The sequence below is a fragment of the Kitasatospora sp. NPDC085895 genome, from assembly GCF_040702125.1.
GTDB lineage: Bacteria > Actinomycetota > Actinomycetes > Streptomycetales > Streptomycetaceae > Kitasatospora > Kitasatospora arboriphila.
Genome location: NZ_JBFBJY010000018.1, coordinates 14,404 through 38,780, shown reverse-complemented (window position 1 = coordinate 38,780; position 24,377 = coordinate 14,404). Strand labels below are relative to the sequence as shown.

The 24,377-nt window shown below is 74.5% G+C and carries 18 protein-coding genes; 4 read left to right on the top strand and 14 right to left on the bottom strand.

Features of this window, described 5'->3' with window-relative positions; all coding sequences use genetic code 11:
• Window positions 1-97 precede the first annotated feature (97 nt).
• Both AB0442_RS14320 and AB0442_RS14315 read right to left on the bottom strand, forming a co-directional pair.
• Window positions 98-784: a response regulator transcription factor gene (locus AB0442_RS14320; RefSeq protein WP_366162928.1), complete on the bottom strand. Its 687-nt coding sequence runs from the start codon at window positions 782-784 to the stop codon at window positions 98-100.
• Window positions 777-2,159, bottom strand: coding sequence for a PspC domain-containing protein (locus AB0442_RS14315; RefSeq protein WP_363543367.1), 1,383 nt, complete (start codon window positions 2,157-2,159; stop codon window positions 777-779). The genes AB0442_RS14320 and AB0442_RS14315 overlap by 8 nt, the downstream gene beginning before the upstream one ends.
• A gap of 198 nt (window positions 2,160-2,357) precedes the next feature.
• Here AB0442_RS14315 and AB0442_RS14310 point away from each other — a divergent pair, with 198 nt between their 5' ends.
• Complete coding sequence (locus AB0442_RS14310) at window positions 2,358-3,884, top strand: PspC domain-containing protein (RefSeq protein WP_366162927.1); 1,527 nt, start codon at window positions 2,358-2,360, stop codon at window positions 3,882-3,884.
• Window positions 3,881-4,108 (top strand): hypothetical protein, encoded by a 228-nt coding sequence (locus tag AB0442_RS14305; protein ID WP_366162925.1) that lies wholly within the window; start codon window positions 3,881-3,883, stop codon window positions 4,106-4,108. Before AB0442_RS14310 ends, AB0442_RS14305 begins: the two co-directional genes overlap by 4 nt.
• A gap of 30 nt (window positions 4,109-4,138) precedes the next feature.
• Here the strand turns inward: AB0442_RS14305 and AB0442_RS14300 are convergent, their stop codons facing one another.
• The 6 genes from AB0442_RS14300 to AB0442_RS14275 form a co-directional block, all read right to left on the bottom strand.
• A complete protein-coding gene (locus AB0442_RS14300) occupies window positions 4,139-5,182 on the bottom strand; it encodes a Rieske 2Fe-2S domain-containing protein (RefSeq protein WP_366162923.1) in 1,044 nt (347 codons plus the stop codon).
• Between the two features lie 171 nt (window positions 5,183-5,353).
• Complete coding sequence (gene guaA, locus AB0442_RS14295; RefSeq protein ID WP_363543225.1) at window positions 5,354-6,949, bottom strand: glutamine-hydrolyzing GMP synthase; 1,596 nt, start codon at window positions 6,947-6,949, stop codon at window positions 5,354-5,356.
• 1,007 nt (window positions 6,950-7,956) lie between these two features.
• Window positions 7,957-9,741: a GMC family oxidoreductase gene (locus tag AB0442_RS14290; protein WP_366162921.1), complete on the bottom strand. Its 1,785-nt coding sequence runs from the start codon at window positions 9,739-9,741 to the stop codon at window positions 7,957-7,959.
• Window positions 9,742-9,796: 55 nt separating this feature from the next.
• Window positions 9,797-11,431 (bottom strand): succinic semialdehyde dehydrogenase, encoded by a 1,635-nt coding sequence (locus AB0442_RS14285; protein WP_366162919.1) that lies wholly within the window; start codon window positions 11,429-11,431, stop codon window positions 9,797-9,799.
• An 87-nt stretch (window positions 11,432-11,518) separates the two neighbouring features.
• Entirely contained in the window at window positions 11,519-13,273 is a 1,755-nt protein-coding gene (locus AB0442_RS14280) for a serine/threonine-protein kinase (RefSeq protein ID WP_366162918.1), read from the bottom strand.
• A gap of 143 nt (window positions 13,274-13,416) precedes the next feature.
• Window positions 13,417-14,499: a hypothetical protein gene (locus AB0442_RS14275; protein WP_366162916.1), complete on the bottom strand. Its 1,083-nt coding sequence runs from the start codon at window positions 14,497-14,499 to the stop codon at window positions 13,417-13,419.
• Between the two features lie 56 nt (window positions 14,500-14,555).
• Here AB0442_RS14275 and AB0442_RS14270 point away from each other — a divergent pair, with 56 nt between their 5' ends.
• Window positions 14,556-15,095 carry an SHOCT domain-containing protein gene (locus AB0442_RS14270; protein WP_366162914.1) on the top strand — a complete coding sequence of 180 codons (540 nt, stop codon included), beginning with the start codon at window positions 14,556-14,558 and terminating at the stop codon, window positions 15,093-15,095.
• 18 nt (window positions 15,096-15,113) lie between these two features.
• On the opposite strand, the gene AB0442_RS14265 is transcribed toward AB0442_RS14270, so the two are convergent.
• From AB0442_RS14265 to AB0442_RS14245, 5 genes are all read right to left on the bottom strand, one after another.
• Window positions 15,114-17,063, bottom strand: coding sequence for a protein kinase (locus tag AB0442_RS14265; protein WP_366162912.1), 1,950 nt, complete (start codon window positions 17,061-17,063; stop codon window positions 15,114-15,116).
• A 378-nt stretch (window positions 17,064-17,441) separates the two neighbouring features.
• Window positions 17,442-18,566: a GuaB3 family IMP dehydrogenase-related protein gene (locus AB0442_RS14260; protein ID WP_366162910.1), complete on the bottom strand. Its 1,125-nt coding sequence runs from the start codon at window positions 18,564-18,566 to the stop codon at window positions 17,442-17,444.
• A 168-nt stretch (window positions 18,567-18,734) separates the two neighbouring features.
• Window positions 18,735-20,237, bottom strand: coding sequence for an IMP dehydrogenase (gene guaB, locus AB0442_RS14255; protein WP_363540429.1), 1,503 nt, complete (start codon window positions 20,235-20,237; stop codon window positions 18,735-18,737).
• A gap of 280 nt (window positions 20,238-20,517) precedes the next feature.
• Window positions 20,518-21,210, bottom strand: coding sequence for an RNA polymerase sigma factor ShbA (gene shbA / locus AB0442_RS14250; RefSeq protein ID WP_366162908.1), 693 nt, complete (start codon window positions 21,208-21,210; stop codon window positions 20,518-20,520).
• A 249-nt stretch (window positions 21,211-21,459) separates the two neighbouring features.
• Complete coding sequence (locus AB0442_RS14245; protein ID WP_014136228.1) at window positions 21,460-22,071, bottom strand: response regulator transcription factor; 612 nt, start codon at window positions 22,069-22,071, stop codon at window positions 21,460-21,462.
• 577 nt (window positions 22,072-22,648) lie between these two features.
• Between AB0442_RS14245 and AB0442_RS14240 the strand changes: the two genes are divergently transcribed.
• A complete protein-coding gene (locus AB0442_RS14240; RefSeq protein WP_030263366.1) occupies window positions 22,649-22,978 on the top strand; it encodes a WhiB family transcriptional regulator in 330 nt (109 codons plus the stop codon).
• Between the two features lie 91 nt (window positions 22,979-23,069).
• Here the strand turns inward: AB0442_RS14240 and AB0442_RS14235 are convergent, their stop codons facing one another.
• Window positions 23,070-24,071, bottom strand: coding sequence for a LysR family transcriptional regulator (locus tag AB0442_RS14235; protein ID WP_344621508.1), 1,002 nt, complete (start codon window positions 24,069-24,071; stop codon window positions 23,070-23,072).
• Window positions 24,072-24,377 lie beyond the last annotated feature (306 nt).

The window sequence follows — 24,377 nt, the reverse complement described above, 5'->3', positions numbered from 1 at the left end:
TGGCTCCGGCGGACGGCCACGGGCCGCAGGACGACAGGGGGGGTGCCCCGGTGCGACCGCCCGCCGGAACGACCGGGCGGACGCACCTGCATCCGCCTCAGACCAGCCGGCGGGCCGTCGCCCAGCGGGTCAGCTCGTGCCGGTTGCTGAGCTGGAGCTTGCGCAGCACCGCGGAGACGTGGCTCTCCACCGTCTTCACCGAGATGAACAGCTGCTTGGCGATCTCCTTGTAGGCGTAGCCGCGGGCGATCAGCCGCAGCACCTCCCGCTCGCGCTGGGTGAGCCGGTCGAGGTCCTCGTCGACCGGCGGGGTGTCGGTGGCCGCGAAGGCGTCCAGCACGAAGCCGGCGAGCCGCGGGGAGAACACCGCGTCGCCGTCGGCGATCCGGAAGATCGCGTTGACCAGGTCGGTGCCGGTGATCGTCTTGGTGACGTAGCCGCGGGCGCCGCCGCGGATGACGCCGATGACGTCCTCGGCCGCGTCCGAGACGGAGAGCGCGAGGAAGCGCACCCCGCCCTGCTCGCCCATCAGCGGCGCCGAGCGGCGCAGCACCTCGGCCCCGCCCCCGCCGGGCAGGTGGACGTCGAGCAGCACGACGTCCGGCCGGGTCTCGGCGACCACCCGCACCGCCGACTCGACGTCGTCGGCCTCGCCGACCACGTCGATCCCGGTCGTCTCGGTGCGGCCGATCTCGGCGCGCACCCCGGTGCGGAACATCCGGTGGTCGTCCACCAGGACGACCCGCGCGACGCGCTCCGGCGCGCTTCCCCCTGCGTCAGTCATCTGCCCTCTCCATCTCCAGCTCGACCTCCGTGCCGCCGCCGGCCGCCGGCCGCACCCGTGCGGTGCCGCCGTTGCGCCGCATCCGGCCGACGATCGACTCCCGCACGCCCATCCGGTCCTCGGGCACCGCGTCGGGGTCGAAGCCGGGGCCGTGGTCGCGCACGAACACCGACACCGTCCTCCCCTCCACCTCGGCGTACACCTGGACCGGTCCCCCGCCACCGTACTTGGCCGCGTTGACCATCGCCTCCCTCGCGGCCTGCATCTGCGCCGCGATCCGCTCGTCCATCGGGCAGTCGCCGACGCAGACCAGCTCGACCGGGACGCCGTGCCGGTCCTCGACCTCGGCGACGACGGCCCGGACGTGCTCGGCGAGGGTGTCCGGAGCGGCCTCGGCGACGGCCTCCGGGCGGTAGAGCCACAGCCGCAGCTCGCGCTCCTGGGCGCGGGCGAGGCGCAGCACCTCCTTCGGGTCCTCGGCACGGCGCTGGATCAGGGTGAGGGTGTGCAGCACGGAGTCGTGCACGTGGGCGGCGATCTCGGCGCGCTCCTGGGCGCGGATGCGGGCGGTGCGCTCGGCGCCGAGGTCCTGCCACATCCGCAGCGCGTACGGACCGACGAGCACCAGCATGCCGGCGAGCACCGCGAGCGAGGCCTCGACGATCGAGGCCAGGGTGGAGCCGCTGCCCTGCAGCACCAGGAAGCCGACGATGCCGGCCACCACCAGCAGCACGCCGGCGGCGACCCGGACGAACGCGCTGCGCCGCTTCGACCCCTCCTCCAGGCCGAACCAGCGCTGCCAGCGGGAGTCGTCGGCCTGGCGCCAGACCAGGGCGACGCCGACGCCGATGGTGAGCAGCGGCCAGACGTACGGCTTGGCGGTCTGGATGTGCAGCGCGTTGAGCAGGGCGATGACGCCGACGACCAGCATCAGCAGGGCGATCAGCTGGCCGAGGCCGCCGCCGGTGCGGCCGGCCGCGGCGGGGGCCGCCGTGCCCGGGGCGCCGGTGGCGGGGGCGTCGGCGGGCAGGCCGTGGAAGGTGCGCTGGAGCAGGTCGCGCAGCCGGCCGAGGCCGCGCCGTCCGCCCTTGACCGGTCCGCCGGAGGGGCGGGTGCCGGCGCCGACGCGGACGAAGGCGCCGTCCACGTAGGCCCACTGCGTGGGTGCCCCGGGGGCGGGTTCGCCGATGCCGATCGGCACCACGAACCAGAAGGCCGCGTACAGCAGCGCGCCGATGCCCTGGGCGAAGAAGAGGAGCACGAAGGCGCCGCGGACCCAGCTGACGGGCAGCCCGAGGTGGACGGCCAGGCCGTGCGCGACGCCGCCGAGCATCCGTCCGTGCGGGCTGCGGTAGAGCCTGCGGTACGGCTCCACCGGGCCGCCGGGGGCGGTCGGGGCTTCGGGTTCGGGCTGTTGGGTCTCGCTGCCGGGTGCTGCCACGCCACAGACGGTCTCATGTCAAGCGGTACCGGTGCATCAGGGTCGGCCCCGGAAGTCCCTCAGGGACAGATCAGGGTCCGTCCGGGGCCGCAGGCGGTTGGGCGGGGGCCCGGCAGCCACCAGGATGGTGCCATGACCGACGAGCAGAGCACGGCCGGGCGGGCCGGCGGCAGCGCCGACGCCGCGCCCGAGGACGTCCCGCAGGCGGCCCAGCGCCCGCCGCTGGCCCGCAGCGGGCAGCACCGGGTGGTGGCCGGCGTGTGCGGCGGGCTCGGCCGCCACCTGGACATCGACCCGGTGGTGTTCCGGGTGGTGGTAGCGGTGCTGTGCCTGTCGGGCGGCCTCGGCCTGTTCCTGTACGGGCTGGCGTGGCTGATCGTGCCGCGCGAGCCGGTCGACGGCCGGCCGGGCCGCACCGAGCTGCAGCGGGTGCTGACCGGCCGGGTGGACGGGCAGTCCATCGGTGCGGTGCTGCTGACGGTGATCGGCACGGGGGTCTTCTTCTCGTCCATGGGCGACGGGGGTCAGCTCTTCCCGCTGCTGCTGCTCGGCGGCCTGGTGTTCCTGGCGGTCCGCTACGACCCGGAGCGCCGCCGCCGGGCGCGCGGCAAGGCGGCGCCGGCCGGGCCGGACGGCCCCTACGACCGGCTGGAGGAGCCCGTCGAGCAGCTGGACTGGAAGACCTGGCAGCACCGGGTCCACCAGGACTTCCGCACGGAGTGGCGGGCCCGCAAGGCGGAGATGCACGAGCGGCTGCGGGCCGCCCGCGAGGAGTCCGCGGCACAGCACGCCGCGGACCGCGCGGCGGGCCGGGTGCCGCAGGACACGCCACCGCCCGGGCCGAGCGGCTACCTGTGGGACCCGCGGCACCCGGAGCGCAATCCGTACGGCTCGCACACCCCGCCGGGGGTGCCGGCGCAGGCGTGGTGGAAGCGGACGGACCTGCCGGAGGGCGATCCGCTGCGCAAGTCGGGGCCGTCGGCGTCCCCGGCGGGCGCCGACGCGCCGGGGACGCCGGCGGTGCCGCGGCCGACCGGGGTGGTCCGGCACGGCGGCTCGGGTCTCGGCGGGGTCGGGGTGCTGCTGGCGCTCGGCGCGGGGGCGCTGGCCTGGTGGCTGACCGACCGGCAGGGGCAACCGTTGCACATCGCGACGGTGCTGGCGGCGGCGCTGCTGGCGATCGGCCTGGTGATGCTGGTCGGCGCCCGGTACGGGCGGGCCCGCGGGCTGGCCGTCCCGGCGCTGCTGCTGACGCTGGTGCTGGCCGCGGCGGGCGGGTCGAACGCGGCGCTGCACGCCGGGGTGGGCGACCGCCTGTGGGCGCCGGCGACGGCGGCGGGCCTGCAGGAGCACTACGACCTGGGGGCGGGCGACGCGACCCTGGACCTGACCGGGCTGGACCCGGCGGGCGCCGCCCTGACGAGTTCGGTGCGGCTCGGCGCGGGTGACCTGAAGGTGCTGCTGCCGAAGGACGCGGACGTCGAACTGACCGTGCACAACCTGGCCGGCGACATCCGGCTGCCGAACGGGGAGCACCTCTCCGGCACCAACAACAACCACACGTACACGCTGCACCCGCCGGCCGGAACGGTCTCGCGCGGGTCGCTCGACCTCACGCTGACGGTCGGGCTCGGAGACATCAAGGTGGTCCAGTCATGAGGAAGCACCGGCTCGACCCGTTCTCGCTGATCTCGGGGGTGCTGTTCACCGTGGTCGCCGCGGTGTACCTGGTGGCCTCGCTGAACGACCGCACGGTCAACGGACGGATCGTCATCCCCCTGACGCTGATCGGTCTGGGGACGGCGGGGCTGGCCGGGGCGGTGGCCGCGGTCGCCCGCCGCGGGCGGGGCGGCGAGCTGCCGCAGCCGCCCGGGGAGCGCTGACGCCGCTCCCCGGGCCCCGGCGGCCGGCCCTCAGCTCTGCCGGCCGCCGAGCTCCAGGTCGCCGCCGTTCCTGGTGACGGTGTACTTCGGCAGCGGCTTGGTGGCCGGACCGTTGACCACCGCGCCGGTCTTCGCGTCGAAGCGGGAGCCGTGGCAGGGGCAGTACATCTTCCCGTCGCGCGGTGCGTCGACGGTGCAGCCGGAGTGGGTGCAGATCGCGGAGAAGCCGCAGTACTGGCCGGCGGAGGGCTGCACGATGTAGATCGCGTCCCCGGTGGCCGGGTCCTTGACCTGGGCCGAGCCGCCGACCGGGACGCTGGCGGCGGCCACGGTGACCTTGTCGCCGGTCGCGGGCGCGGGGTTGGTGGACCCGGGGGTCGGGTCGCCCTGGGTGCCTGTCGTGCCCGCCGTGCCGGAGGCGGCCGGGGTGGCGACGGCCTTGCGGTCGCGGCCGAAGGTGGCGGTGAGCGAGCCGGAGAGCAGCCCGGCGCCGCCGAGGGCGACCGCGGCGATCCCGCCGTCGAGCAGGGACCGCCGGCGGACGGCGCCCTCGGGCAGGCCGCGCAGCCGGTCGCGTTCGGCGCGGCGGGCGAGGTAGCCGTCGATCGAGAGGTACGGGGTGCCGGCCAGCACCAGCGGCGTCCAGGCCATCAGGTAGGCGAGGTCGTTGCCGAGGTAGTACGGCGAGACGTTCCAGCTGACGGTGAGGAAGAGGGTCAGGTTGATCGCGGCGCCGCCGGCCGCGGCGAGCCGGCCCCAGAGCCCGAAGAGCGTGCCGAGGCCGACGGCGAGCTCGCCGAAGGCAATCAGCAGGGCGAAGAAGGTCGGCGCGTGCAGCGCCGGTCCGAGGGCCCAGCCGATCGGGCTGCCGTCCTCGGCGGCCTGGGTCTGCGAGACGAAGGAGGCGGCGTCCCCGGCCCCGGCCAGGTAGTGGGAGTCGGAGAGCTTGTCGAAGGCGGCGTAGACGAAGGTGACGCCGAGGAAGAGCCGCAGCGGCAGGGTCGCGTACTGGGTGGCGGTGCGCTTCCACGCCTCGCGCCGGGAGGGGGTGTGTCCGTCGTGCGCCCCGGTCATGCCGTCGCCCTTCCCTCACGGCCTGTCAACTGCTGACAGGTCCGGTCCGATTCTGCCCGTTGCCGTGCGTGTTCTGTTGCAGGTCCGGCGGCGCACACGGCCGCGCCGCCACTTCCTGGTACGGAAGCGGCGGCGCGGTTGTTCAATCGGCCGTGCGATCGGCCGGCGGGATCACTCCCACTCGATGGTGCCCGGCGGCTTGCTGGTGACGTCCAGCACCACGCGGTTCACGTCGCGGACCTCGTTGGTGATCCGGGTGGAGATCTTCGCCAGCACGTCGTAGGGCAGGCGCGACCAGTCGGCCGTCATGGCGTCCTCGGAGGAGACCGGGCGCAGCACGATCGGGTGGCCGTAGGTGCGGCCGTCGCCCTGGACGCCGACCGAGCGGACGTCGGCCAGCAGCACCACCGGGCACTGCCAGATCTGGTTGTCCAGGCCGGCCGCGGTGAGCTCCTCGCGGGCGATGGCGTCGGCCTCGCGGAGCAGGTCCAGGCGCTCCTCGGTGACCTCGCCGACGATCCGGATGCCGAGGCCCGGGCCGGGGAAGGGCTGGCGCTGGACGATCTCCTCGGGCAGGCCGAGCTCCTGGCCGACCATCCGGACCTCGTCCTTGAACAGCTTGCGCAGCGGCTCGACCAGCTGGAACTGGAGGTCCTCCGGCAGGCCGCCGACGTTGTGGTGCGACTTGATGTTGGCGGTGCCGGTGCCGCCGCCGGACTCCACCACGTCCGGGTACAGGGTGCCCTGGACGAGGAACTCCACCGACTCGCCGTGCTCGCCGGCCTCGGCGACGATCTCCGCCTGCGCCTGCTCGAAGACCCGGATGAACTCCCGGCCGATGATCTTGCGCTTCTGCTCCGGGTCGCTGACGCCGGCCAGCGCGGTCAGGAAGCGCTCCTTGGCGTCGACGACCTTCAGCTGGACGCCGGTGGCGGCCACGAAGTCCTTCTCGACCTGCTCGGTCTCGCCCTTGCGCATCAGGCCGTGGTCGACGTAGACGCAGGTCAGCCGGTCGCCGATGGCCTTGTTGACCAGGGCGGCGGCGACCGCGGAGTCCACGCCGCCGGACAGGCCGCAGATGGCGCGCTTGTCGCCGACCTGCTCGCGGATCAGCGCGACCTGCTCGTCGACCACGTTGTGGGTCGTCCAGGTCGGCGCGATGCCGGCGCCGCGGTAGAGGAAGTGCTCCAGGATCTGCTGGCCGTGGTCGGAGTGCAGCACCTCGGGGTGGTACTGGACGCCGTACAGCTTGAGGTCGTCGTTCTCGAAGGCGGCGACCGGGACCACGTCGGTGGAGGCGGTCACGGTGAAGCCCTCGGGCGCGGCGGAGCAGGCGTCGCCGTGCGACATCCACACCGAGTGCTGCGCCGGGACGCCCTCGAACAGGGTCGAGCCGGTGCGGCTGACGCTCAGCGGGGTGCGGCCGTACTCGCGGGCGCCGGTGTTGTCGACGGTGCCGCCGAGCGTGATCGCCATCAGCTGGAAGCCGTAGCACATGCCGAAGACCGGCACGCCGGCCTCGAAGAGCGCCCGGTCGAGCCGGGGCGCGCCCTCCTCGTAGACCGAGGACGGCCCGCCGGAGAGGATGATCGCCTTCGGGTTCTTGGCGAGCATCTCGGCGACCGGCATGGTGCTCGGCACGATCTCGCTGTAGACCCGGGCCTCACGCACCCGACGGGCGATGAGCTGGGCGTACTGGGCACCGAAGTCGACGACCAGGACGGTGTCGTTCTCGGTTGCGGACTGGTCCGGGGAAGCAGAGGACACGGACGGCCTTCCGGCGGGTGTGGGGAGGGTCTGCACCCGAGTCTACCGGGGCGGGTCGAACGCTCGGACCGCCCGGCCGTCCCGGGGCGGGCGCGGGCGGCCGCCGGACCGTTCACCCGCTTGCCGGACCTCCGGGCCGTGACCGCCGGCGGCGGCGGATCGTTGCACCGCTTGACCGCGGCGATCGCGCCGGGCCCACCAGGTCCGGGCGGTCACGACGGTCGGCAGGACCACGCGTGGATCCGAATCCGGTCCACTCCCGCGCGTGGCGGGCGGACGCCCGCCGTGGGACCGCGCGGGGGTGCGGCGACCGGGCAGCAGGGGACAGCGACCCCGGCCGCGACCGGACGGACCGTAGGGGCGGGGAGGCCGGCGCCGGCCTCCCCGCCCCCCGGCCGTACCGCACACCCGGGCACCGCGCCCACGGGCCCGTTCCACTCCTCGGCCGCCCCCGTCCCACCCTTCGGCCGCCCCGCGCACTCCCCCGTGCGCCCCTGCTTGCAACTACTACGCTGAGTAGTCGACACCGGCGGCCGTTCCCCCGGCCGACCGGAGTCGCACCGTCCCCGCAGAGCCGTGAACGGAGGGATCACCACCGGGAAACGGACTGTGCCGAACTGCGCCGAACCGGTTGCACAGGACGGCTGCCGTCCCTCACGATGCTGGTTGTGGGGGTTGGCCGACCGCCCGGTGGGGGCGGCGCGGACCGGCGGAGCGGAGCGTCCGCGGGCCGGTGGCGACAACGGTTATCACCTCACGCTCCGTGAGGGCCGACCCGGCCCGTGCACGCGACGGGGCCCGGACACCCACGGGCGACCCGCCGCCCCGAACCATTCCGAACGACGGCGCACTTCCCCCGGTGCCGTCACCCCAGCACCCGGCGCTGCCCTGACGCCGCGTGCTGAACGACAAAGGGCCCCGTTCCCCCGCGGGGCCCTTTGCCCTGTCCGCTTGCCCTGTCCGCCGCCGGCACACCCGTCCCCGGCGCGCGCCCGCCGTCGGCGGGCTCAGTCCTGCGGCTCGCGGGCGGGCACCACCGGCACGGGCAGCAGCGGCAGCCGCAGGGCGCCGAAGGCCCCGGCGGGCACCGCCGGCTGCTTCGGCTCGACCGCGGCGATCCGCCGGTAGCCCTCGCCCTGCGCGGGCCGCGGGTCCGCCTCGCCCTTGTTCGGCCACAGCGACATCGCCCGCTCGGCCTGCGCGGTGATCGTCAGCGACGGGTTGACGCCCAGGTTGGCGGAGACGGCGGCGCCGTCCACCACGTGGATGCCCGGGTGCCCGTACAGCCGGTGGTACGGGTCGATGACGCCGTGCTCGGCGTCCTCGCCGATCGGGCAGCCGCCGAGGAAGTGCGCCGTCATCGGCATCCGCATCAGCTCGCCCACGTTGGTGCCGGCGAAGCCGTTGATCTCGTCGGCGAGGATCCGCGCGGCCTCCTCGCCCTCAGGGATGTGCTCCGGGTTGGGCGCGCCGTGGCCCTGCCGCGCGGTGAGCAGGCCCCGGCCGATCCCCTTCGGCTTGCGGAAGGTGGTCAGCGAGTTGTCCAGCGACTGCATGACCAGGCCGATGATCGTCCGCTCCGACCAGCGGTACTTGGAGACGTTCCGGGCCGACAGCACCGGGTGGCGCACCGTGGTGGCCAGGTACGAGAGCAGGTTGGAGCGGCGGTGCGGGAACTGCAGGATGGTCATCAGGCCCATCGCGTTCGAGCCCTTGCCGTACCGGACCGGCTCGATGTGGGTGTTGTCGTTCGGGTGGATCGAGGACGTGATCGCCACGCCGCGGCTGAAGTCCGCCCGGGGCGCACCGGTCTTGCGCCGGTAGCGGCGGTTGTCGGTGAGCGCGCCGACCAGCGACTCCGAGTTGGTGCGGGTGAGGAAGCCCAGCTTGGCGGAGATCCTCGGCAGGGCGCCCTCGTCCCGCATGGTGTGCAGCAGCGTCTGGGTGCCGTAGGTGCCGGCCGCGACGACCACCTGGCGGGCCCTCAGCACCGTGCGCGGGCCCTTGCGGCGCCGGTCGGTGGGCACCGTGGTGACGGCGTAGCCGCCGTCCGCCTCCTCGGCGAGGCCGACCACGGTGGTCAGCGGCCGCACCTCGGCGCCGGCCTGCTCGGCCAGGTAGAGGTAGTTCTCGACGAGCATGTTCTTGGCGCCGTGCCGGCAGCCGGTCATGCACTCGCCGCACTCGGTGCAGGCGCGGCGGGCCGGGCCCGCGCCGCCGAAGTACGGGTCGGGGACCTCGCTGCCGGGTGCGCCCTTCGCCGTGCCGTCGGCGTCCTTGCCGTCGCCGAAGAACACGCCGACCGGGGCCAGGTGGAAGGTGTCGCCGACGCCCATCCGCTCGGCGGTGGCCCTCAGGTGGGTGTCGGCGGCGGTCACCGTCGGGTTGAGCCGCACGCCGAGCATCCGCTGCGCCTGGTCGTAGTACGGGGCGAGCTCCTCCTGCCAGTCGGTGATGCCGCCCCACTGGCGGTCCTCGAAGAAGGCCTTCGGCGGCACGTACAGGGTGTTGGCGTAGTTGAGCGAGCCGCCGCCGACGCCCGCGCCGGCCAGCACCAGCACGTTGCTCAGCAGGTGGATGCGCTGGATGCCGTACAGGCCGAGGGCGGGCGCCCACAGGTAGTTGCGCAGGTCCCAGGAGTTCTTCGGCAGGCTGTCGGCCGACCAGCGGCGGCCGGCCTCCAGGACGGCGACCCGGTAGCCCTTCTCGGTGAGGCGCAGGGCGGAGACCGAGCCGCCGAAGCCCGAGCCGATCACCACCACGTCGTAGTCGAATCCGCCGTTGTCCGCCATGGTGCCGCTGCTCCTTCGAGGGTGGGGGTGGCCGCGGGGGCGACCGGGTGCGGGCCTACCGGAAGCCGAGGGCCTTCATCGCCCGGAGCCCGGTGGTCAGCAGCGCCGCGAAGCGCTCGTCGTCCAGCCCGTGCGAGGGGCCGATCGGCAGCAGCCGTTGGGTGGCGACGGTCTGTGCCTCGGTGAAGCGCAGGATGCCCTCGGCACCGTGCCGCCGGCCGAGGCCGGAGTCGCCCATGCCGCCCATCGGGGAGGCGACGGAGCCGTAGGCGGCGGCGTACGCCTCGTTGACGTTGACGGTGCCGGTGTGCAGCCGGGCGGCGACGGCGCGGCCGCGGCGGGAGTCCTTCGTCCACACGCTGGAGTTCAGGCCGTAGGGGGTCGAGTTGGCGATCTCGACGGCCTCGTCCTCGCTGTCGAAGCGGTAGACGGAGACGACCGGGCCGAAGGTCTCCTCGGTGCAGACCGCCATGCCGGGGGTGACGCCGTCGAGGACGGTGGGCTCGTAGAAGAGCGGGCCGAGGTCGGGGCGGGGGCGGCCGCCGGCCAGCACGGTGGCGCCGGCCTTGACGGCCTCGTCGACGTGCCGGGTGACGGTCTCCAGCTGCCGGTCGGAGACCAGCGAGCCCATGTCGGCGCCGTAGGCGAGGCCGCCGCCGAGGCGCAGTGCCTTCGTCCGGGCGGTGAAGCGGGCGAGGAACTCGTCGGCGACCGAGCGGTGCACCAGCAGCCGCTCGATGGAGATGCACAGCTGGCCGGCCGAGGAGAAGCAGGCCCGCACGGCGCCCTCGGCGGCCCGGTCGAGGTCGGCGTCGGCGAGGACGAGCAGGGCGTTCTTGCCGCCGAGTTCGAGGGAGGCGCCGACCAGCCGGCCGGCGGCCTGCTGGGCGACCTGCCGTCCGGTGCGGGTGGAGCCGGTGAAGGAGACGTAGTCGGCGTGCTCGACCACGGCCGGGCCGACCACCGGGCCGTCGCCGACCACGATCTGCCAGGCGTCGGCGGGCAGGCCGGCCTCGACGAGCAGCTCGCGGGCCCACAGCGCGGTGAGCGCGGTCTGCGTGTCCGGCTTGTTGACCACGGCGTTGCCGGCCGCGAAGGCGGGCAGCGCGTCACTGACGGACAGCTCCAGCGGGTAGTTCCACGGCGAGATCTGGCCGATCACGCCCTTGGGGCGTCGGCCCTCCAAGGTGTGGGTGAGCACCGGCAGGGCGCCGCCGCGGCGGCGGTCGCGCAGGTAGGAGGCGGCCTTGCGGCCGTAGTGCCGGGCGGCGGAGGCGGCGGCCAGCACCTCCTCGAAGGCGTGCAGGCGGGTCTTGCCGGTCTCGGCCTGGATCAGGTCGAGCACCTCGTCCTGCCGGGCCAGCAGCAGGTCGTGGAAGCGCAGCAGGACGGCGGCGCGGCGGCGGACGGGCAGCGCGGCCCAGGCCTGCTGGGCGCGGCGGGCCCGGCGGTAGGCCTCCTCGACGTCGGCCGGGGTGGACTGCGGCAGGCTCGCCAGCGGCTCGCCGGTGAGCGGGGCCGCGGTGACCACCGGCTCGGCGCCCTCGCCTGCGGTGATGCCGTGGGCGAGCCGTTCGACCAGGGCGGGCGTGACGGCCGAGGCGACCGTGCGGGCGCCGCCCGGGGCCGCGGGGTTGCGTCCGGCCTCGTCGGTGGCCGGGGCCTGTGCGTCTGCCGTGGTGTCCGTCATGCAGCGCAGCCTAGGCGTTCGCGGCCCGGATGTGTACCCGCCGGTAACACCCAATTTCCGTGACCGGGCGGACACTCCCGGCGACGGTCAGCCCTCCACGGAGAAGTTGTTCAGCACGACGGTGAAGCGGCGCAGCGCGTCCTGCCAGTCCTTCTCGGGGGAGGCCACCAGCACGTCGTAGGAGGTGCCGTCCTCGGTGCGGAACTCCACCTCCTTGAGGTGGCGCCGGCCGGTGCCGTCCAGCGACTGGTAACTGAACTCCCAGACCGCCGCCTCCTGACCGTTCACCTTGATCCCGGTGAGGCTCTCCCGGCGGTAGGCCGGACGGTTCTTGGTGATGCTCTCCTCCATCTGCTCGAAGTGCTGGAGCGGAGTGAGCGGCTGACCGACCGTCACGGCGAACTGCAGGTAGTGCACCTTGTTGTCGGGGCTGTAGTAGATCTCGTTGTTGTCGGTGGTGCGCACCCACGCCTTGCCGCCGGTGGCGGCCGGCATCGGGAAGCGGAAGCCGGCCGGGTCCTGCTTCCAGCTGTAGCCGCTGGGCGCGGGGCCGGGGGTGTCGGACGGGCGGGTGGTCGGCACGGTGATCGGCGCCGTGCCGCTGGCGACGGGGTCCGGCTCCTCGCCGCCCCCGGGGTCGGAGTGCGTCTGCAGCACGTACGCGGTGACGGCCGCGGCGGCCAGCAGCAGGGCCAGGCCGGCCAGCAGCAGCGGGCGCAGCCGTCGCCGGCGGGCGGGCGCGGCCGGCGCGGCGGGCAGCGGCTCGGCGGCGGATACGGCCGGCCGGTGCGCGGTCGGGGCCGGGCCGGCCGGAGCGTGCGGGGCCGGGACCTGCGGCAGCGGGCCGTGCGGCGCGGGCTCGGGGACGGGCAGGGTGGGCGCGGTCGGCGGGTGCTCGGCGGTGCGCGCGGGCTTGTCGGTGCGGTCGACCACCGGCACGTGCTGGGTGGGCACCCGGTGCGCCGAGGCGGCCGGCCGGGCCTTCATGCCGAGGGTGTGCCCGGCGGTGACCTCGCGCAGCATCCGGGCGGCCTCGTCGGCGGTGGGCCGCTCGGCCGCGTCCTTGGCCATCAGCGCGGCCAGCACCGGGCCGAGCGCGCCGGCCCGGCGGGGCTCCGGCAGCGGGTCGCCGACCACCGCGGCCAGCGTGGTGAGCGGGGAGGTGCGGCGGAACGGCGACTCGCCCTCCACCGCGGCGTACAGCGTGGCCCCGAGGCCCCACAGGTCGGAGGCCGGGCCGGGGCGTTCGCCCTGGGCCCGCTCGGGCGCGAGGTAGTCCGGCGAGCCGACCAGGTCGCCGGGGCGGGTGAGTTCGGTGGAGCCCTCGAAGGTGGCGATGCCGAAGTCGAGCAGGACGACGCGGCCGGTGCCCTTCTCCAGCAGCACGTTGGCGGGCTTGACGTCGCGGTGCAGCACGCCGAGCTGGTGGCCGCGGTGCAGGGCGGCCAGCACCTGCAGGCCGACCTCGGCGGCCTCGCGCGGCGCGAGGGTGCCGTCCTGGCTTATCACGTCGGCCAGCGACCGGCCGTCGACCAGCTCCATCACGATCCAGGGACGGCCGTCGTCCTCCAGCACGTCGTGGATGGTGATGACGCCGGGGTGCTTGATCCTGGCGGCGGCCCTGGCCTCCCGCTTCATGCGGGACTGCAGGATCTCCAGCTCCTCCTCGGGGAGGTGGTTGACGGTCAGCTCCTTGACCGCGACCTCGCGGTCGAGCATCTCGTCGCGGGCCCGCCAGACCGTGCCCATGCCGCCGCGGCCGAGCCGGTCCCCCAGGACGTACCGTCCGGCCAGTACCCGGCCGGTGTCCATGCCTTCCGACGACCGGTCCTGCACGCCCATGGCGACCGTTCCCCCATCCTCAGTCCACCGTCACCGTGACGGAGGTATCGGTGCACCGCAGACTCACCGCACGGACATCTTCTCAACCACACCGGGCCGGGTTGCGCCGGGGCCCGAAATGCACCGCTGCGCGCCCGGCACGGTCAGCCCGCCGCCAGGACGACCGCGGCGAGGGCCGCGACCAGCGCCAGCAGCACCCCGCCGACCAGCAGCGGGCCGAGCAGCGCGGGAGGCACCCGGGAGGGACCGCGGGGCACCGGCAGGTGTCCGTCGCCGTGCCGCCGCCCGCGCGGGTGCGGCACCACCGGGCCGGCCGGCCGCACCACCGGCAGCAGCGGTGCCTCCTCCTCGCCGGGGCCGAACGGCTCGGGCGCGCCGGCGAGCAGGGCGCGCGCCCTGCGCTGGACGTCCTCGGCGGTGGGGCGCGCGGCCGGGCCGAGGTCGAGCAGTTCCTCGACGAGGCCGCGCAGCGGACCGCAGCCGTCGGCGGGGTAGCGCCGGCCGTCGCGGACGGCGGCGAGCAGCGTCGGCAGGTCGTCCTCGGGGTAGGGGCCGTGGCCGGTGAGCAGCCGGTAGAGCAGGACGCCGAGGGCCCAGCAGTCGCCGGGCGGGCCGGCGTCGGCGGGCCAGCGTTCGGCCAGCGGGCCGAGCAGGTCGGCGCGGGCCTCGTAGCGGCGGCGCGGCACCGGCCCGGCGAGCTGGGCGCAGACCGCCTCCTGGGCGGCGCCGAGGAGCAGTCCGCCGAGCAGCGCGGCGCCGTCCTCGCAGACCAGCACCGCCCCGGCGGTGACGTTGCCGTGGACCAGTCCGGCGCCGTGCAGGGCGCGCAGCGCCCCGGCGAGGTCGGCGGCCAGTTCGGCCACCCGGTACGGCGGCACCGGGCCGGTGTCGGCGAGTTCGTCGAGCGGTGCGCCGGCGACGCGCTCGACGGCCACCCACAGCAGGTCGCCCTCGGCGGCCGCGCCGGTCTCGACGAGCAGCCGCGGGTGGCGCGGCGCGCGGTCGGCCAGCGCGGCGACGGGTCCGGCGAGCCGGTCGCCGCGGCGGTGGTCGGGCTCCTCGTACAGGTCGCCCGGTTCGCCGGCGACGAGCAGTTCGGGCAGGTCGAGGGCGTGCAGCAGGACCGGCGCGCCCGTGTGCACGTCCTGCGCGGGCAGGCCGGCTCCCGTCGGACGGTCCGTCACCCGGTACCGTCCGGCCACCAGCTGACCGGGGGCCGCTCGCATGTCCGACTTCCTCTCGCCCCGGCCAGGGTACGTCGCCGCGGCCGTAGGCTCGCGCTATGGACTGGACGGATCTGATCGATGTGGCCTTCGACGTGCTCGGCGGCGGCCACGGCCGGGAGGCCAGGAACGCCGCCGTGCGCACCGTGGAGGCCGTCGCGGTGCCCGGCGAGGAGCCGGTGGCGGCGACCGCCGGACGGCACCCGGACCACTTCCGCAGGGGCGCGCTGGTGCTGACCAGCCATCGGCTGCTCTTCCTCAAGGACGGCAAGCCGCCGCTGCCGGTTGCGCTGGGCGCGGTGACGGACGTGACGGTCGTCCGGACCCGGATCAACGGCGAGGTCCTGAAGGTGGTCGCGCTGACCGGGGCGCACCGCTTCGAGGACGTGGTGAAGGCGGAGCCGTTCGCCGAGCGGATCCGTGCCGTGGCGGCGGAGGCCCGCCGGCGGGAGGCCGGGGCAGCCGCGCCCGCCGCGGCGCCGCCCCCGGCGGACCTGCTGGACCAGCTGGAGCGGCTGGAGCGGCTGGCGGCGCTGCACGGCGCGGGCGCCCTGACCGACGAGGAGTTCGCCCGGGCCAAGCGGCGGCTGATCGGCTGACGGCCCGGGCGGGGCGCGTCAGGGCGCGGGCTGGAAGGTGGCGAAGCCGATGCTGCGGGCCGCCGTGTTCGCCGCCGAGTTCCAGTCCGCGTCGGTGCTCGTCCAGTAGAGGGCGTAGCCGTACTTGCCGTTGCCGGTGACGAAGCCCCGGTTGAGCGAGTGGGAGGTGGTGCCGCTGCCGTGGGTCCACTCCCAGTCGGCCGCGTTGGTCCACTCCCGGTAGGTGATCGCCTTCAGCTGGACGCGCTTGTAGTTGGCCCAGTTCTGCGAGCGCTCCTGGTCCTGCCAGTCGGCGAGGGCGCTGTCGTTGGCGCCGACCGTCCAGTCGACCATCAGCTTCAGCCCGTTGCCCTGGAACTGACGGCTGGTCTCGTCGTAGTCATGGCCCTTGTCGGCCATCCAGTCGGGCAGCACGATCGAGAAGCCGGAGGCGTCGTGGACGGTCCGGTAGCCGGCCGGGACGGCGCCGTCCTTGCCGCCGGGCTCCGGGGTGCCGGGGGCAGGGTTCCCGGGGGCGGGAGTGTTCGAGGACTGGGTGCTCGGGGCGGCGGACGGCGTCCCCGGGGACGCCGACGCGGCGGCGGACGGCGTGCCGGCGGCGGGCGAGCCCTTGCCGCCGAGGGCGGGCGCGGCGGCGGAGGCCGCGGAGTCGATGGACTTCCCGGTGTGCTTGCCGGCGTTCTTGCCGGACTCGCCGCCGCCGTCCTGCAGCAGCGCGATCGCGCCGACCAGAACGAGCACCAGCAGCAGCGCTCCGCCGGCCAGCAGCGCGGTGCGCGGGTTGCGCCGCTCGCGGGGCACGACCGGGAGGGCTTCGGTGGGCGGCGCCGGCGGCAGCGCGGCCGCGGCCGTCGCCGCCGCGGTGCCGGCCCCGGCGGGTATCGCCTCGGCCGAACGGCTGCCGACCCGGACGGTGCCGACCCCGCCGCGCTGCGGCGGCGCGGACCGGTCGGCGCCACCCGCCGCGGCCGCGCCGGCGGGTGCGGAGGCCGGCGGGGCGGTGGGCTCGGCTGTGGGCTTCCCGGACGGCTTCGCGGTGCCGGCGGCGGCCGCAGCGGCAGCGGCCGCCGCCGCCGTGGTGCGCTCGGCACCGGCCAGCGGGACGGCCTGCTGGGTGGTGGCCTCGGCCCGGGCGGTGGACTCGGCGACGATCCGACGCAGCTTGGCACGGGTCGCCGAGGCGTCCAGGCGCCGGTCCGGGTCCTTCTCCAGCAGCCCCTCGATGACCGGTCGCAGCGGGCCGGCGTTGAGCGGCGGGGCGAGGTCCTCGGTCATCACGGCGGTGAGCGTGGCGAGCGCCGATCCGCGGTCGTACGGGGGCTTGCCCTCGACCATGGAGTAGAGCGTGCCGCCGAGCGACCACATGTCGGCCGGCGGGCCGGGCTTCCTGCCCTTGGCCCGCTCCGGCGAGATGTACGAGGGAGCGCCGACCAGCATGCCGGTGGAGGTGACGGAGGTGTCGCCCTCGACGCTCGCGATGCCGAAGTCGGTGAGCACCACCCGGCCGTCGTCGCCGATCAGCACGTTGGACGGCTTGACGTCGCGGTGCAGGATGCCGTGCTCGTGGGCGGCGCAGAGCACGCCCAGCACGTCGAGGGCGATCGCGGCGGCGCGGGCGGGCTCCAGCGGGCCGTCGTCCTTGATGACGTCGGCGAGGGAGCGGGACTCGACCAGCTCCATGACGATCCAGGGCCGCTCGTCCTCCTCGACCACGTCGAAGACGGTGACGGCGGCGGTGTGCCGGATCCGCGCGGTGGCCTTGGCCTCGCGCAGGGTCCGGACGATCAGGCGGTGCTTCTCGTCCTCGTCGACGGCGTCGGTCATCCGCAGTTCCTTGACCGCGACGATCCGGCCGAGCATCTCGTCCTCGGCCCGCCAGACCGTGCCCATCCCGCCACGGCCGAGGACGTCGTTCAAGCGGTACCGGCCGGCGAGCAGACGGCCGGTGGGCTCCTGCGGCTGCGTCATCGGTGCGCTCCCCCATGTGTTGCTGGCCGTGTGGTCATGACGGCGCGTCCGGCCGCAGCGGGCGGCGCACCCGGGGCTCAGAACGCCAAGTGCCCATCATCCCCTGTCGCTTCGGCCCGGGACCAATCGGCCCCACGCCCTTCGGACGGTCCGCGGCAGGCCCGCGTCCCGTTCGTGGCCGAAAAAGCACTGGTGCACGCGGATCGATCGTCCCACCCGCTCGAACATGTTCACGAATTCTCCCACTCCAGCGCACGATCACTCCACGCGGAACGCCGTGCTGACACGCCGTCACCACGTCCCGACGACCGCAGGCCGGCACACCGGAGCCCCCGGCCGGGGACGGCCGGGGGCTCCGGGGGCAGCAGCAGCGGCGGATCAGCCGTGCAGCGCCGGGTTGACGGTGACCTCGACCCGCTGGAACTCCTTGAGCTCCGAGTAGCCGGTGGTGGCCATGGCCCGGCGCAGCGCGCCGAAGAGGTTCATGGTGCCGTCCGGGGTGTGCGACGGGCCGGTGAGGATCTCCGCGGTGGTGCCCACGGTGCCCAGGTCGACCTTCTTGCCGCGCGGGACGTCGTCGTGCACGGCCTCCATGCCCCAGTGGTGGCCCTTGCCGGGCGCGTCGGTGGCACGGGCCAGCGCCGCGCCGATCATCACCGCGTCCGCGCCGCAGGCGACGGCCTTGGCGATGTCGCCGCTGTAGCCGACGCCGCCGTCCGCGATGACGTGCACGTAGCGGCCGCCGGACTCGTCCATGTAGTCGCGGCGGGCCGCCGCCACGTCGGCGACCGCCGTGGCCATGGGCACCTGGATGCCCAGCACGTTGCGGGTGGTGTGGGCGGCGCCGCCGCCGAAGCCGACCAGCACGCCGGCCGCGCCGGTGCGCATCAGGTGCAGCGCCGCGGTGTAGGTGGCGCAGCCGCCGACGATGACCGGCACGTCGAGCTCGTAGATGAACTGCTTGAGGTTGAGCGGCTCGGCGGCCGAGGAGACGTGCTCGGCGGAGACGGTCGTGCCGCGGATCACGAACACGTCCACACCGGCGTCGACGACGGCCTTGGAGAACTCGGCGGTGCGCTGCGGCGAGAGGGCGGCGGCGGTGACCACGCCGGAGTCGCGGACCTCCTTGATCCGCTGCCCGATCAGCTCGGCCTTGATCGGCTCGGCGTAGATCTCCTGCAGGCGGCGGGTGGCGTCGGCCTCGTCGGAGATGCCGGCGATCTCCTCCAGCAGCGGCTGCGGGTCCTCGTAACGGGTCCAGAGGCCTTCGAGGTTGAGCACGCCGAGGCCGCCGAGCCTGCCGATGGCGATGGCCTGCTGCGGCGAGACCACGCTGTCCATCGGGGCCGCCAGGAAGGGCAGCTCGAAGCGGTAGGCGTCGATCTGCCAGGCGATCGAGACCTCCTTCGGGTCCCGCGTACGGCGGCTGGGGACGACGGCGATGTCGTCGAAGGCGTACGCCCGGCGGCCGCGCTTGCCTCGCCCGATCTCGATCTCAGTCACTTCGAGCCCTTCTGCTGCTGTGCATCTGCCGGCCGGGTCACCCCGGCCGCCCCCCAGTATCCCGCACCGGTCCCGGCGGCCGCCCCACCGTCCGCGACACGGGCACGCGCGAGGGACGCGCGGGGAGACCTCCCCGCGCGCCCCTGGGGGTGCGGCCGTACCGGTCGCTCAGCGGCTGCTGTAGTTCGGCGCCTCGACGGTCATCTGGATGTCGTGCGGGTGGCTCTCCTTGAGGCCGGCCGCGGTGATCCGGACGAACCGACCCTTGCTCTCCATCTCGGCGACGGTGGCCGCGCCGACGTAGCCCATGGTCTGCCGCAGGCCGCCGACCAGCTGGTGCAGCACCGCGGACAGCGGGCCGCGGTAGGGCACCTGACCCTCGATGCCCTCGGGCACGAGCTTGTCGTCCGAGGCGACCTCGGCCTGGAAGTAGCGGTCCTTGGAGTAGGAGCGGCCCTGGCCGCGGGACTGCATCGCGCCGAGCGAGCCCATGCCGCGGTAGGACTTGTACTGCTTGCCGTTGATGAACTGCAGCTCGCCGGGCGACTCCTCGCAGCCGGCCAGCAGCGAGCCGAGCATCACGGTGTCGGCGCCGGCGGCGAGCGCCTTGCCGATGTCGCCGGAGTACTGCAGGCCGCCGTCGCCGATCACCGGCACGCCGGCCGCGCGGCAGGCGAGGGCGGCCTCGTAGATGGCGGTGATCTGCGGCACGCCGATGCCGGCGACCACGCGGGTGGTGCAGATGGAGCCGGGGCCGACGCCGACCTTGACGCCGTCGACACCGGCGTCGATCAGCGCCTGGGCGCCGTCGCGGGTGGCGACGTTGCCGCCGATGACGTCGACCTTGACCGCGGCCTTGATCTTGGCGATCCAGGCGAGGGCGTTGTGGCTGTGGCCGTGCGAGGTGTCGACGACCAGGAAGTCGACGCCGGCGCCGACCAGGGCCTGGGCGCGGTCGAAGGCCTCGGCGGAGGCGCCGACGGCGGCGCCGACCAGCAGGCGGCCCTCGGAGTCCTTGGCGGCGTTCGGGTACTGCTCGGCCTTGACGAAGTCCTTGACCGTGATGAGGCCCTTGATCCGGCCGTCCTCGTCGACCAGGGGCAGCTTCTCGATCTTGTGGCGGCGGAGCAGCGCCATGGCGTCCTCGCCGGAGATGCCGACCTTGCCGGTGATCAGCGGCATCGGGGTCATGATCTCGCGGACCTGGCGGGTGCGGTCCGACTCGAAGGCCATGTCGCGGTTGGTGACGATGCCCAGCAGGCGGCCCTCGGGGTCGGCCACCGGCACGCCGCTGATCCGGAACCGCGCGCAGAGGGCGTCGGCCTCGGCGAGGGTGGCCTCCGGGCCGACGGTGATCGGGTCGGCGACCATGCCGGACTCGGAGCGCTTGACGAGGTCGACCTGGCCGACCTGGTCCTCGATCGACAGGTTGCGGTGGAGCACGCCGACGCCGCCCTGGCGGGCCATGGCGATGGCCATCCGGGACTCGGTGACCTTGTCCATCGCCGCCGAGAGCAGCGGGATGTTCACCCGGACGTTGCGGGAGACCCGCGAGGAGGTGTCGACCTGGTTCGGCAGCACCTCGGAGGCCCCGGGCAGCAGCAGGACGTCGTCGTACGTGAGTCCGAGCATCGCGAACTTCTCGGGTACGCCTGCGGCGTTGTAAGACATCGTGTGGGGACCTTCCGTGGCGGCCGTTGATCTGATCGCTTCCGGCTGAGGGTGTCCGGAGCATTGGTCTCAGGAGGGCGGGGCGTCGGCCTGGGTCAGGACCGTCGCCGCACCCGCGCGCACCGGCACGGGCGGACCGCCAAGACGCCGCAATGCTCGGAGGTTCCTCCAAGGGAACCCCGGTCGCACCCACGAAACTTTGGCGACCTGCCCAGGCGCCGATACCTCATGGTACTGGTGTCCGGAGTGTCGGTTGGCGCTCTCCTTGACAACGCAGAAGTCAGGAGGACTCTTCCGCGAGCGCGCGAAGTCGGCTGAGTGCGCGGTGCTGGGCGACCCGGACGGCGCCCGGGGACATCCCGAGCACCTCGCCGGTCTCCTCCGCGGACAACCCGGCGGCCACCCTCAGCAGCACGAGTTCGCGCTGGCGGGCCGGCAGGTTGGAGAGCAGTTCCTTGATCCAGGCGGCGTCGCTGCTGAGCAGGGCGCGCTCCTCCGGGCCGAGCGACTCGTCCGGGGTCTCCGGCAGGTCGTCGGGCGGGATCACGGTGGAACCGGGGCCGCGCATCGCGGCCCGCTGCAGGTCGGCGATCTTGTGCGCGGCGATGCCGTACACGAAGGCCTCGAACGGCCGGCCCTCGTCGCGGTAGCGCGGCAGTGCGCAGAGCACCGCCACGCAGACCTCCTGCACCACGTCGTCCACGTGGTGCCGGGCGCCGCCGGGCAGCCGGACGAGCCGGCCCCGGCAGTAGCGCAGCGCCAGCGGGTGGACGTAGGCGAGCAGGGCGTCCACGGCCGGGCCCTCGCCCGCGACGGCAGCCGCCACGACCTCGTTCAGCTGGGGCGACGCCCCACTGCCGAGCACGGGTCGGCGCGGTGCGCCGGTGTCCGCGTACGACGCATCGCCCGGACCGCCGGGCGGAGCCGGGTCGGGCCGGGCCTCGCCGGGGGCGGCGGCCTCGTCGTCACGCATCGGTCCATGGTGCCTGGTCGTTCCGGCGAACGCGGCACCGCGTCCGGAGTTGTGCATCGGAACGTTATGCGTGATCGCCGTACCCACCGCACCGCCTCCCGCCCCTGTGCCCGTCGTTCCTGCTGCGGCTGCACTCGTCTCCGCAGTACCCGTCCGCTGGTTCCCGAGGTGCTCCACTCCTCCATGGTGCAGCCTCGGGACCACGACGTCACACGTCCGGGCCCGGGGAGCCGCGGCGCGGCCGCCCCGTCAGCGGACCAGGCCCCAGCGGAAGCCGAGCGCCACGGCGTGCGCGCGGTCCGACGCGCCGAGCTTCTTGAACAGGCGCCGGGCGTGCGTCTTGACCGTGTCCTCGGAGAGGAACAGCTCGCGCCCGATCTCCGCGTTGCTCCGGCCGTGGCTCATGCCCTCCAGCACCTGGATCTCACGGGCCGTCAGCGTCGGCGCCGCCCCCATGTCGGGGCTGCGCAGCCGGCGCGGCGCGAGCCGCCACGTCGGGTCCGCGAGCGCCTGGGTGACGGTGGCCCGCAGTTCGGCGCGCGAGGCGTCCTTGTGCAGGTAGCCGCGGGCGCCGGCGGCGACCGCGAGCGCCACGCCGTCCAGGTCCTCGGCGACGGTGAGCATGATGATGCGGGCGCCCGGGTCGGCGGACAGCAGCCGCCTGACCGTCTCCACCCCGCCGAGGCCGGGCATCCGGACGTCCATCAGAACGAGATCGGAGCGGTCGGCCACCCAGCGGCGGAGGACCTCCTCACCGTTCGTCGCAGTGGTCACCCGGTCGACGCCGGGCACGGTCGCGACCGCTCGGCGAAGCGCCTCCCGGGCGAGCGGGGAATCGTCGCAGACGAGTACGGATGTCATGACCGTCCTCCGCAGCTGATCCGCGTCACGTTGAGCCTCCTGGCTGGTACGAAACCTCTCCGACACGGCCGACTGGCGACGGACCCCGTTCTGATCGCCGATGCCACCGCGATCGTTCCCGACGTCCAGCGCTTGCTAACCGCCTCCGTACATCCAACGACCGTCACTCGAATGAGTTACGGCCTTCGGGGCCATCGCCACCACTGTACGTGGCCGACCCATCACGGATCATGCGCCTCGCGGTGCACGCGCCGCAGATTCGTGCAGCGGACGCGCGGTCCGCGTGGCGCGCACCCGGCGTCCGGGCCCGCACCCGGGGACGGCCGGCGCACTGCCACCCGATTGCCACGCGGAGCCTGACCACCACCATGCCCTGTTTGTCCGTTTTTATAGCTTCTATACGGTCATTGACTGTTGTGTCGGTGTGTGGGTGACTTGTCCTGTTGGGAGCCGTAAGTCATATTTCCAGGTGTCCGTACCGGCCCCGAGCAGCCTCGCCGCAGCGGGCGGGCCCCGAGACCTTTTTGCAACCGCGTCGATCCGAGCCCGAGTCCTGAGTCATTGAAGGGAATGAGCCATGGCAGATTTCTCCCGCCTCCCCGGCCCCAACGCAGACCTCTGGGACTGGCAGCTCTCCGCCGCCTGCCGCGGCGTCGACAGTTCTCTCTTCTTCCACCCCGAGGGCGAGCGCGGGGCCGCGCGCAGCTCGCGCGAGGCCAGTGCCAAGGAGGTCTGCATGCGGTGCCCCGTGCGGGCCGAGTGCGCGGCACACGCCCTGGCCGTCCGGGAGCCGTACGGCGTGTGGGGCGGACTGACCGAGGACGAGCGCGAGGAGCTGCTGGGCCGCTCGCGGAACAGGCAGCTGGCCGAGGTGCCGCTGGCGATGCCGGCGAACGTCCGGCAGTGACGCGCGGCCAGGGCTCGGCGCAGCGGGATCCGGCCGGACCGGCCATGAAGAAACGTTTCAGCGGCGACCAGGACGGACGGCCGCCGACCGATCAGCGGGCGGCGGCCGCTGCCGCCAGCTGATCCAGCATCAGCCCCACCGCGGGCACCCCCGCCAGGTCCGGCAGGGTCAGCGCGACCACCTCCCGGCGCACCGGCTCGCCCGCGGCCGTCTCCAGCGGCACCACCGCCACCCCGTCGCGCCGCACCGCGTCCAGCGCCATGCCCGGCAGCACCGCCACCCCCAGTCCGGCCGCCACCAGGCCCACCACCGCGGGGTAGTCGTCGGTCGCGAAGTCGATCCGGGGCTGGAAGCCGGCACCCGCACACAGCTCCACCAGGTGGCCCCGGCACTGCGGACAGCCCGCGATCCACTGCTCGTCCGCCAGCTCGCCCACCCCCACCGGGACGCCGTCCCGGCCCGCGAGCCGGTGCCCGGCCGGCACCAGCACCACCATCGGGTCGTCCAGCAGCGGCTGCACCACCAGGTCGGACCAGTCGGTCGCGGCCGCGGACGCCGCGGCCTCCAGCGCCGCCTCGGCCCTGGCCTCGCGGGCCGAGGCGTGCGGGGACGGCACCACCGCGGCACCGCCCTGCGAGTCCGGGTAGCGGAACGCCAGCGCCACCTCGCACTCCCCCGCCCGCACCATCGCCGGGGACTCCGGCGGCTCGGCCTCGACCAGCGACACGCGCATGCCCGGGCGCGCCGCCCGGAGCTGGGCCACCGCCTTCGGCACCAGCGTGGAGCTCGCCGTCGGGAAGGACACCAGGCGCACCCGGCCCGAGCGGAGGCCGGCGATCGCCGCGACCTCCTCCTCCGCGGCCGACAGGCCCGCCAGGATGCCGGAGGCGTGCTTCAGCAGCACCTCGCCGGCCTCGCTGAGCTGCATGCCCTTGCCGGAGCGGACCACCAGCGGGGTGGCCACCGACTTCTCCAGGGCCTTCATCTGCTGGCTCACGGCGGGCTGGGTGCAGCCCAGCTCGCGCGCGGCGGCGGAGAAGGAACCGGTGCGGGCGACAGCGCGGAGCACTCGGAGGTGGCGGGCCTCGATCATGGCTCAGTTATAAGCCACCCTTCGACCCGGCCGGAACCGGATGCCGCGGTCCGAACCCGCCCGGGCAACCGCAGCAGGGGCGCGGGGAACTGCGCGGGGCGGAAGGGGCGGCACCGTGGCCGGCCCTCCCGTGCGGTGCCACGGCCCTCGGCGAGGACGTCCGGGCAAGGGTCCTCCCGTTTCGCGCAGTTCCCCGCGTCCCTGTTCCCTCGCCCGCCAGCGCCCGGTGAACCGGTTCCGGGCCCGGGCGGTTCCTCCCGGTGCAGCTTCCCCGCGGTTCCGCGGAACGCCGGAGGCCCGGCTCCT

Bases quoted from the DNA above. Each gene is read 5' to 3' on its own strand.
- AB0442_RS14310 (WP_366162927.1), top strand. From the start codon at position 2,358: ATGACCGACGAGCAGAGCACGGCCGGGCGGGCCGGCGGCAGCGCCGAC.
- AB0442_RS14240 (WP_030263366.1), top strand. From the start codon at position 22,649: ATGGCAGATTTCTCCCGCCTCCCCGGCCCCAACGCAGACCTCTGGGAC.
- AB0442_RS14300 (WP_366162923.1), bottom strand. From the start codon at position 5,182: ATGACCGGGGCGCACGACGGACACACCCCCTCCCGGCGCGAGGCGTGG.
- AB0442_RS14280 (WP_366162918.1), bottom strand. From the start codon at position 13,273: ATGGGCGTGCAGGACCGGTCGTCGGAAGGCATGGACACCGGCCGGGTA.
- guaB (WP_363540429.1), bottom strand. From the start codon at position 20,237: ATGTCTTACAACGCCGCAGGCGTACCCGAGAAGTTCGCGATGCTCGGA.
- AB0442_RS14235 (WP_344621508.1), bottom strand. From the start codon at position 24,071: ATGATCGAGGCCCGCCACCTCCGAGTGCTCCGCGCTGTCGCCCGCACC.
- AB0442_RS14320 (WP_366162928.1), bottom strand. From the start codon at position 784: ATGACTGACGCAGGGGGAAGCGCGCCGGAGCGCGTCGCGCGGGTCGTC.
- AB0442_RS14265 (WP_366162912.1), bottom strand. From the start codon at position 17,063: ATGACGCAGCCGCAGGAGCCCACCGGCCGTCTGCTCGCCGGCCGGTAC.
- AB0442_RS14270 (WP_366162914.1), top strand. From the start codon at position 14,556: ATGGACTGGACGGATCTGATCGATGTGGCCTTCGACGTGCTCGGCGGC.
- shbA (WP_366162908.1), bottom strand. From the start codon at position 21,210: ATGCGTGACGACGAGGCCGCCGCCCCCGGCGAGGCCCGGCCCGACCCG.
- AB0442_RS14290 (WP_366162921.1), bottom strand. From the start codon at position 9,741: ATGGCGGACAACGGCGGATTCGACTACGACGTGGTGGTGATCGGCTCG.
- AB0442_RS14305 (WP_366162925.1), top strand. From the start codon at position 3,881: ATGAGGAAGCACCGGCTCGACCCGTTCTCGCTGATCTCGGGGGTGCTG.
- AB0442_RS14275 (WP_366162916.1), bottom strand. From the start codon at position 14,499: ATGCGAGCGGCCCCCGGTCAGCTGGTGGCCGGACGGTACCGGGTGACG.
- AB0442_RS14245 (WP_014136228.1), bottom strand. From the start codon at position 22,071: ATGACATCCGTACTCGTCTGCGACGATTCCCCGCTCGCCCGGGAGGCG.
- AB0442_RS14285 (WP_366162919.1), bottom strand. From the start codon at position 11,431: ATGACGGACACCACGGCAGACGCACAGGCCCCGGCCACCGACGAGGCC.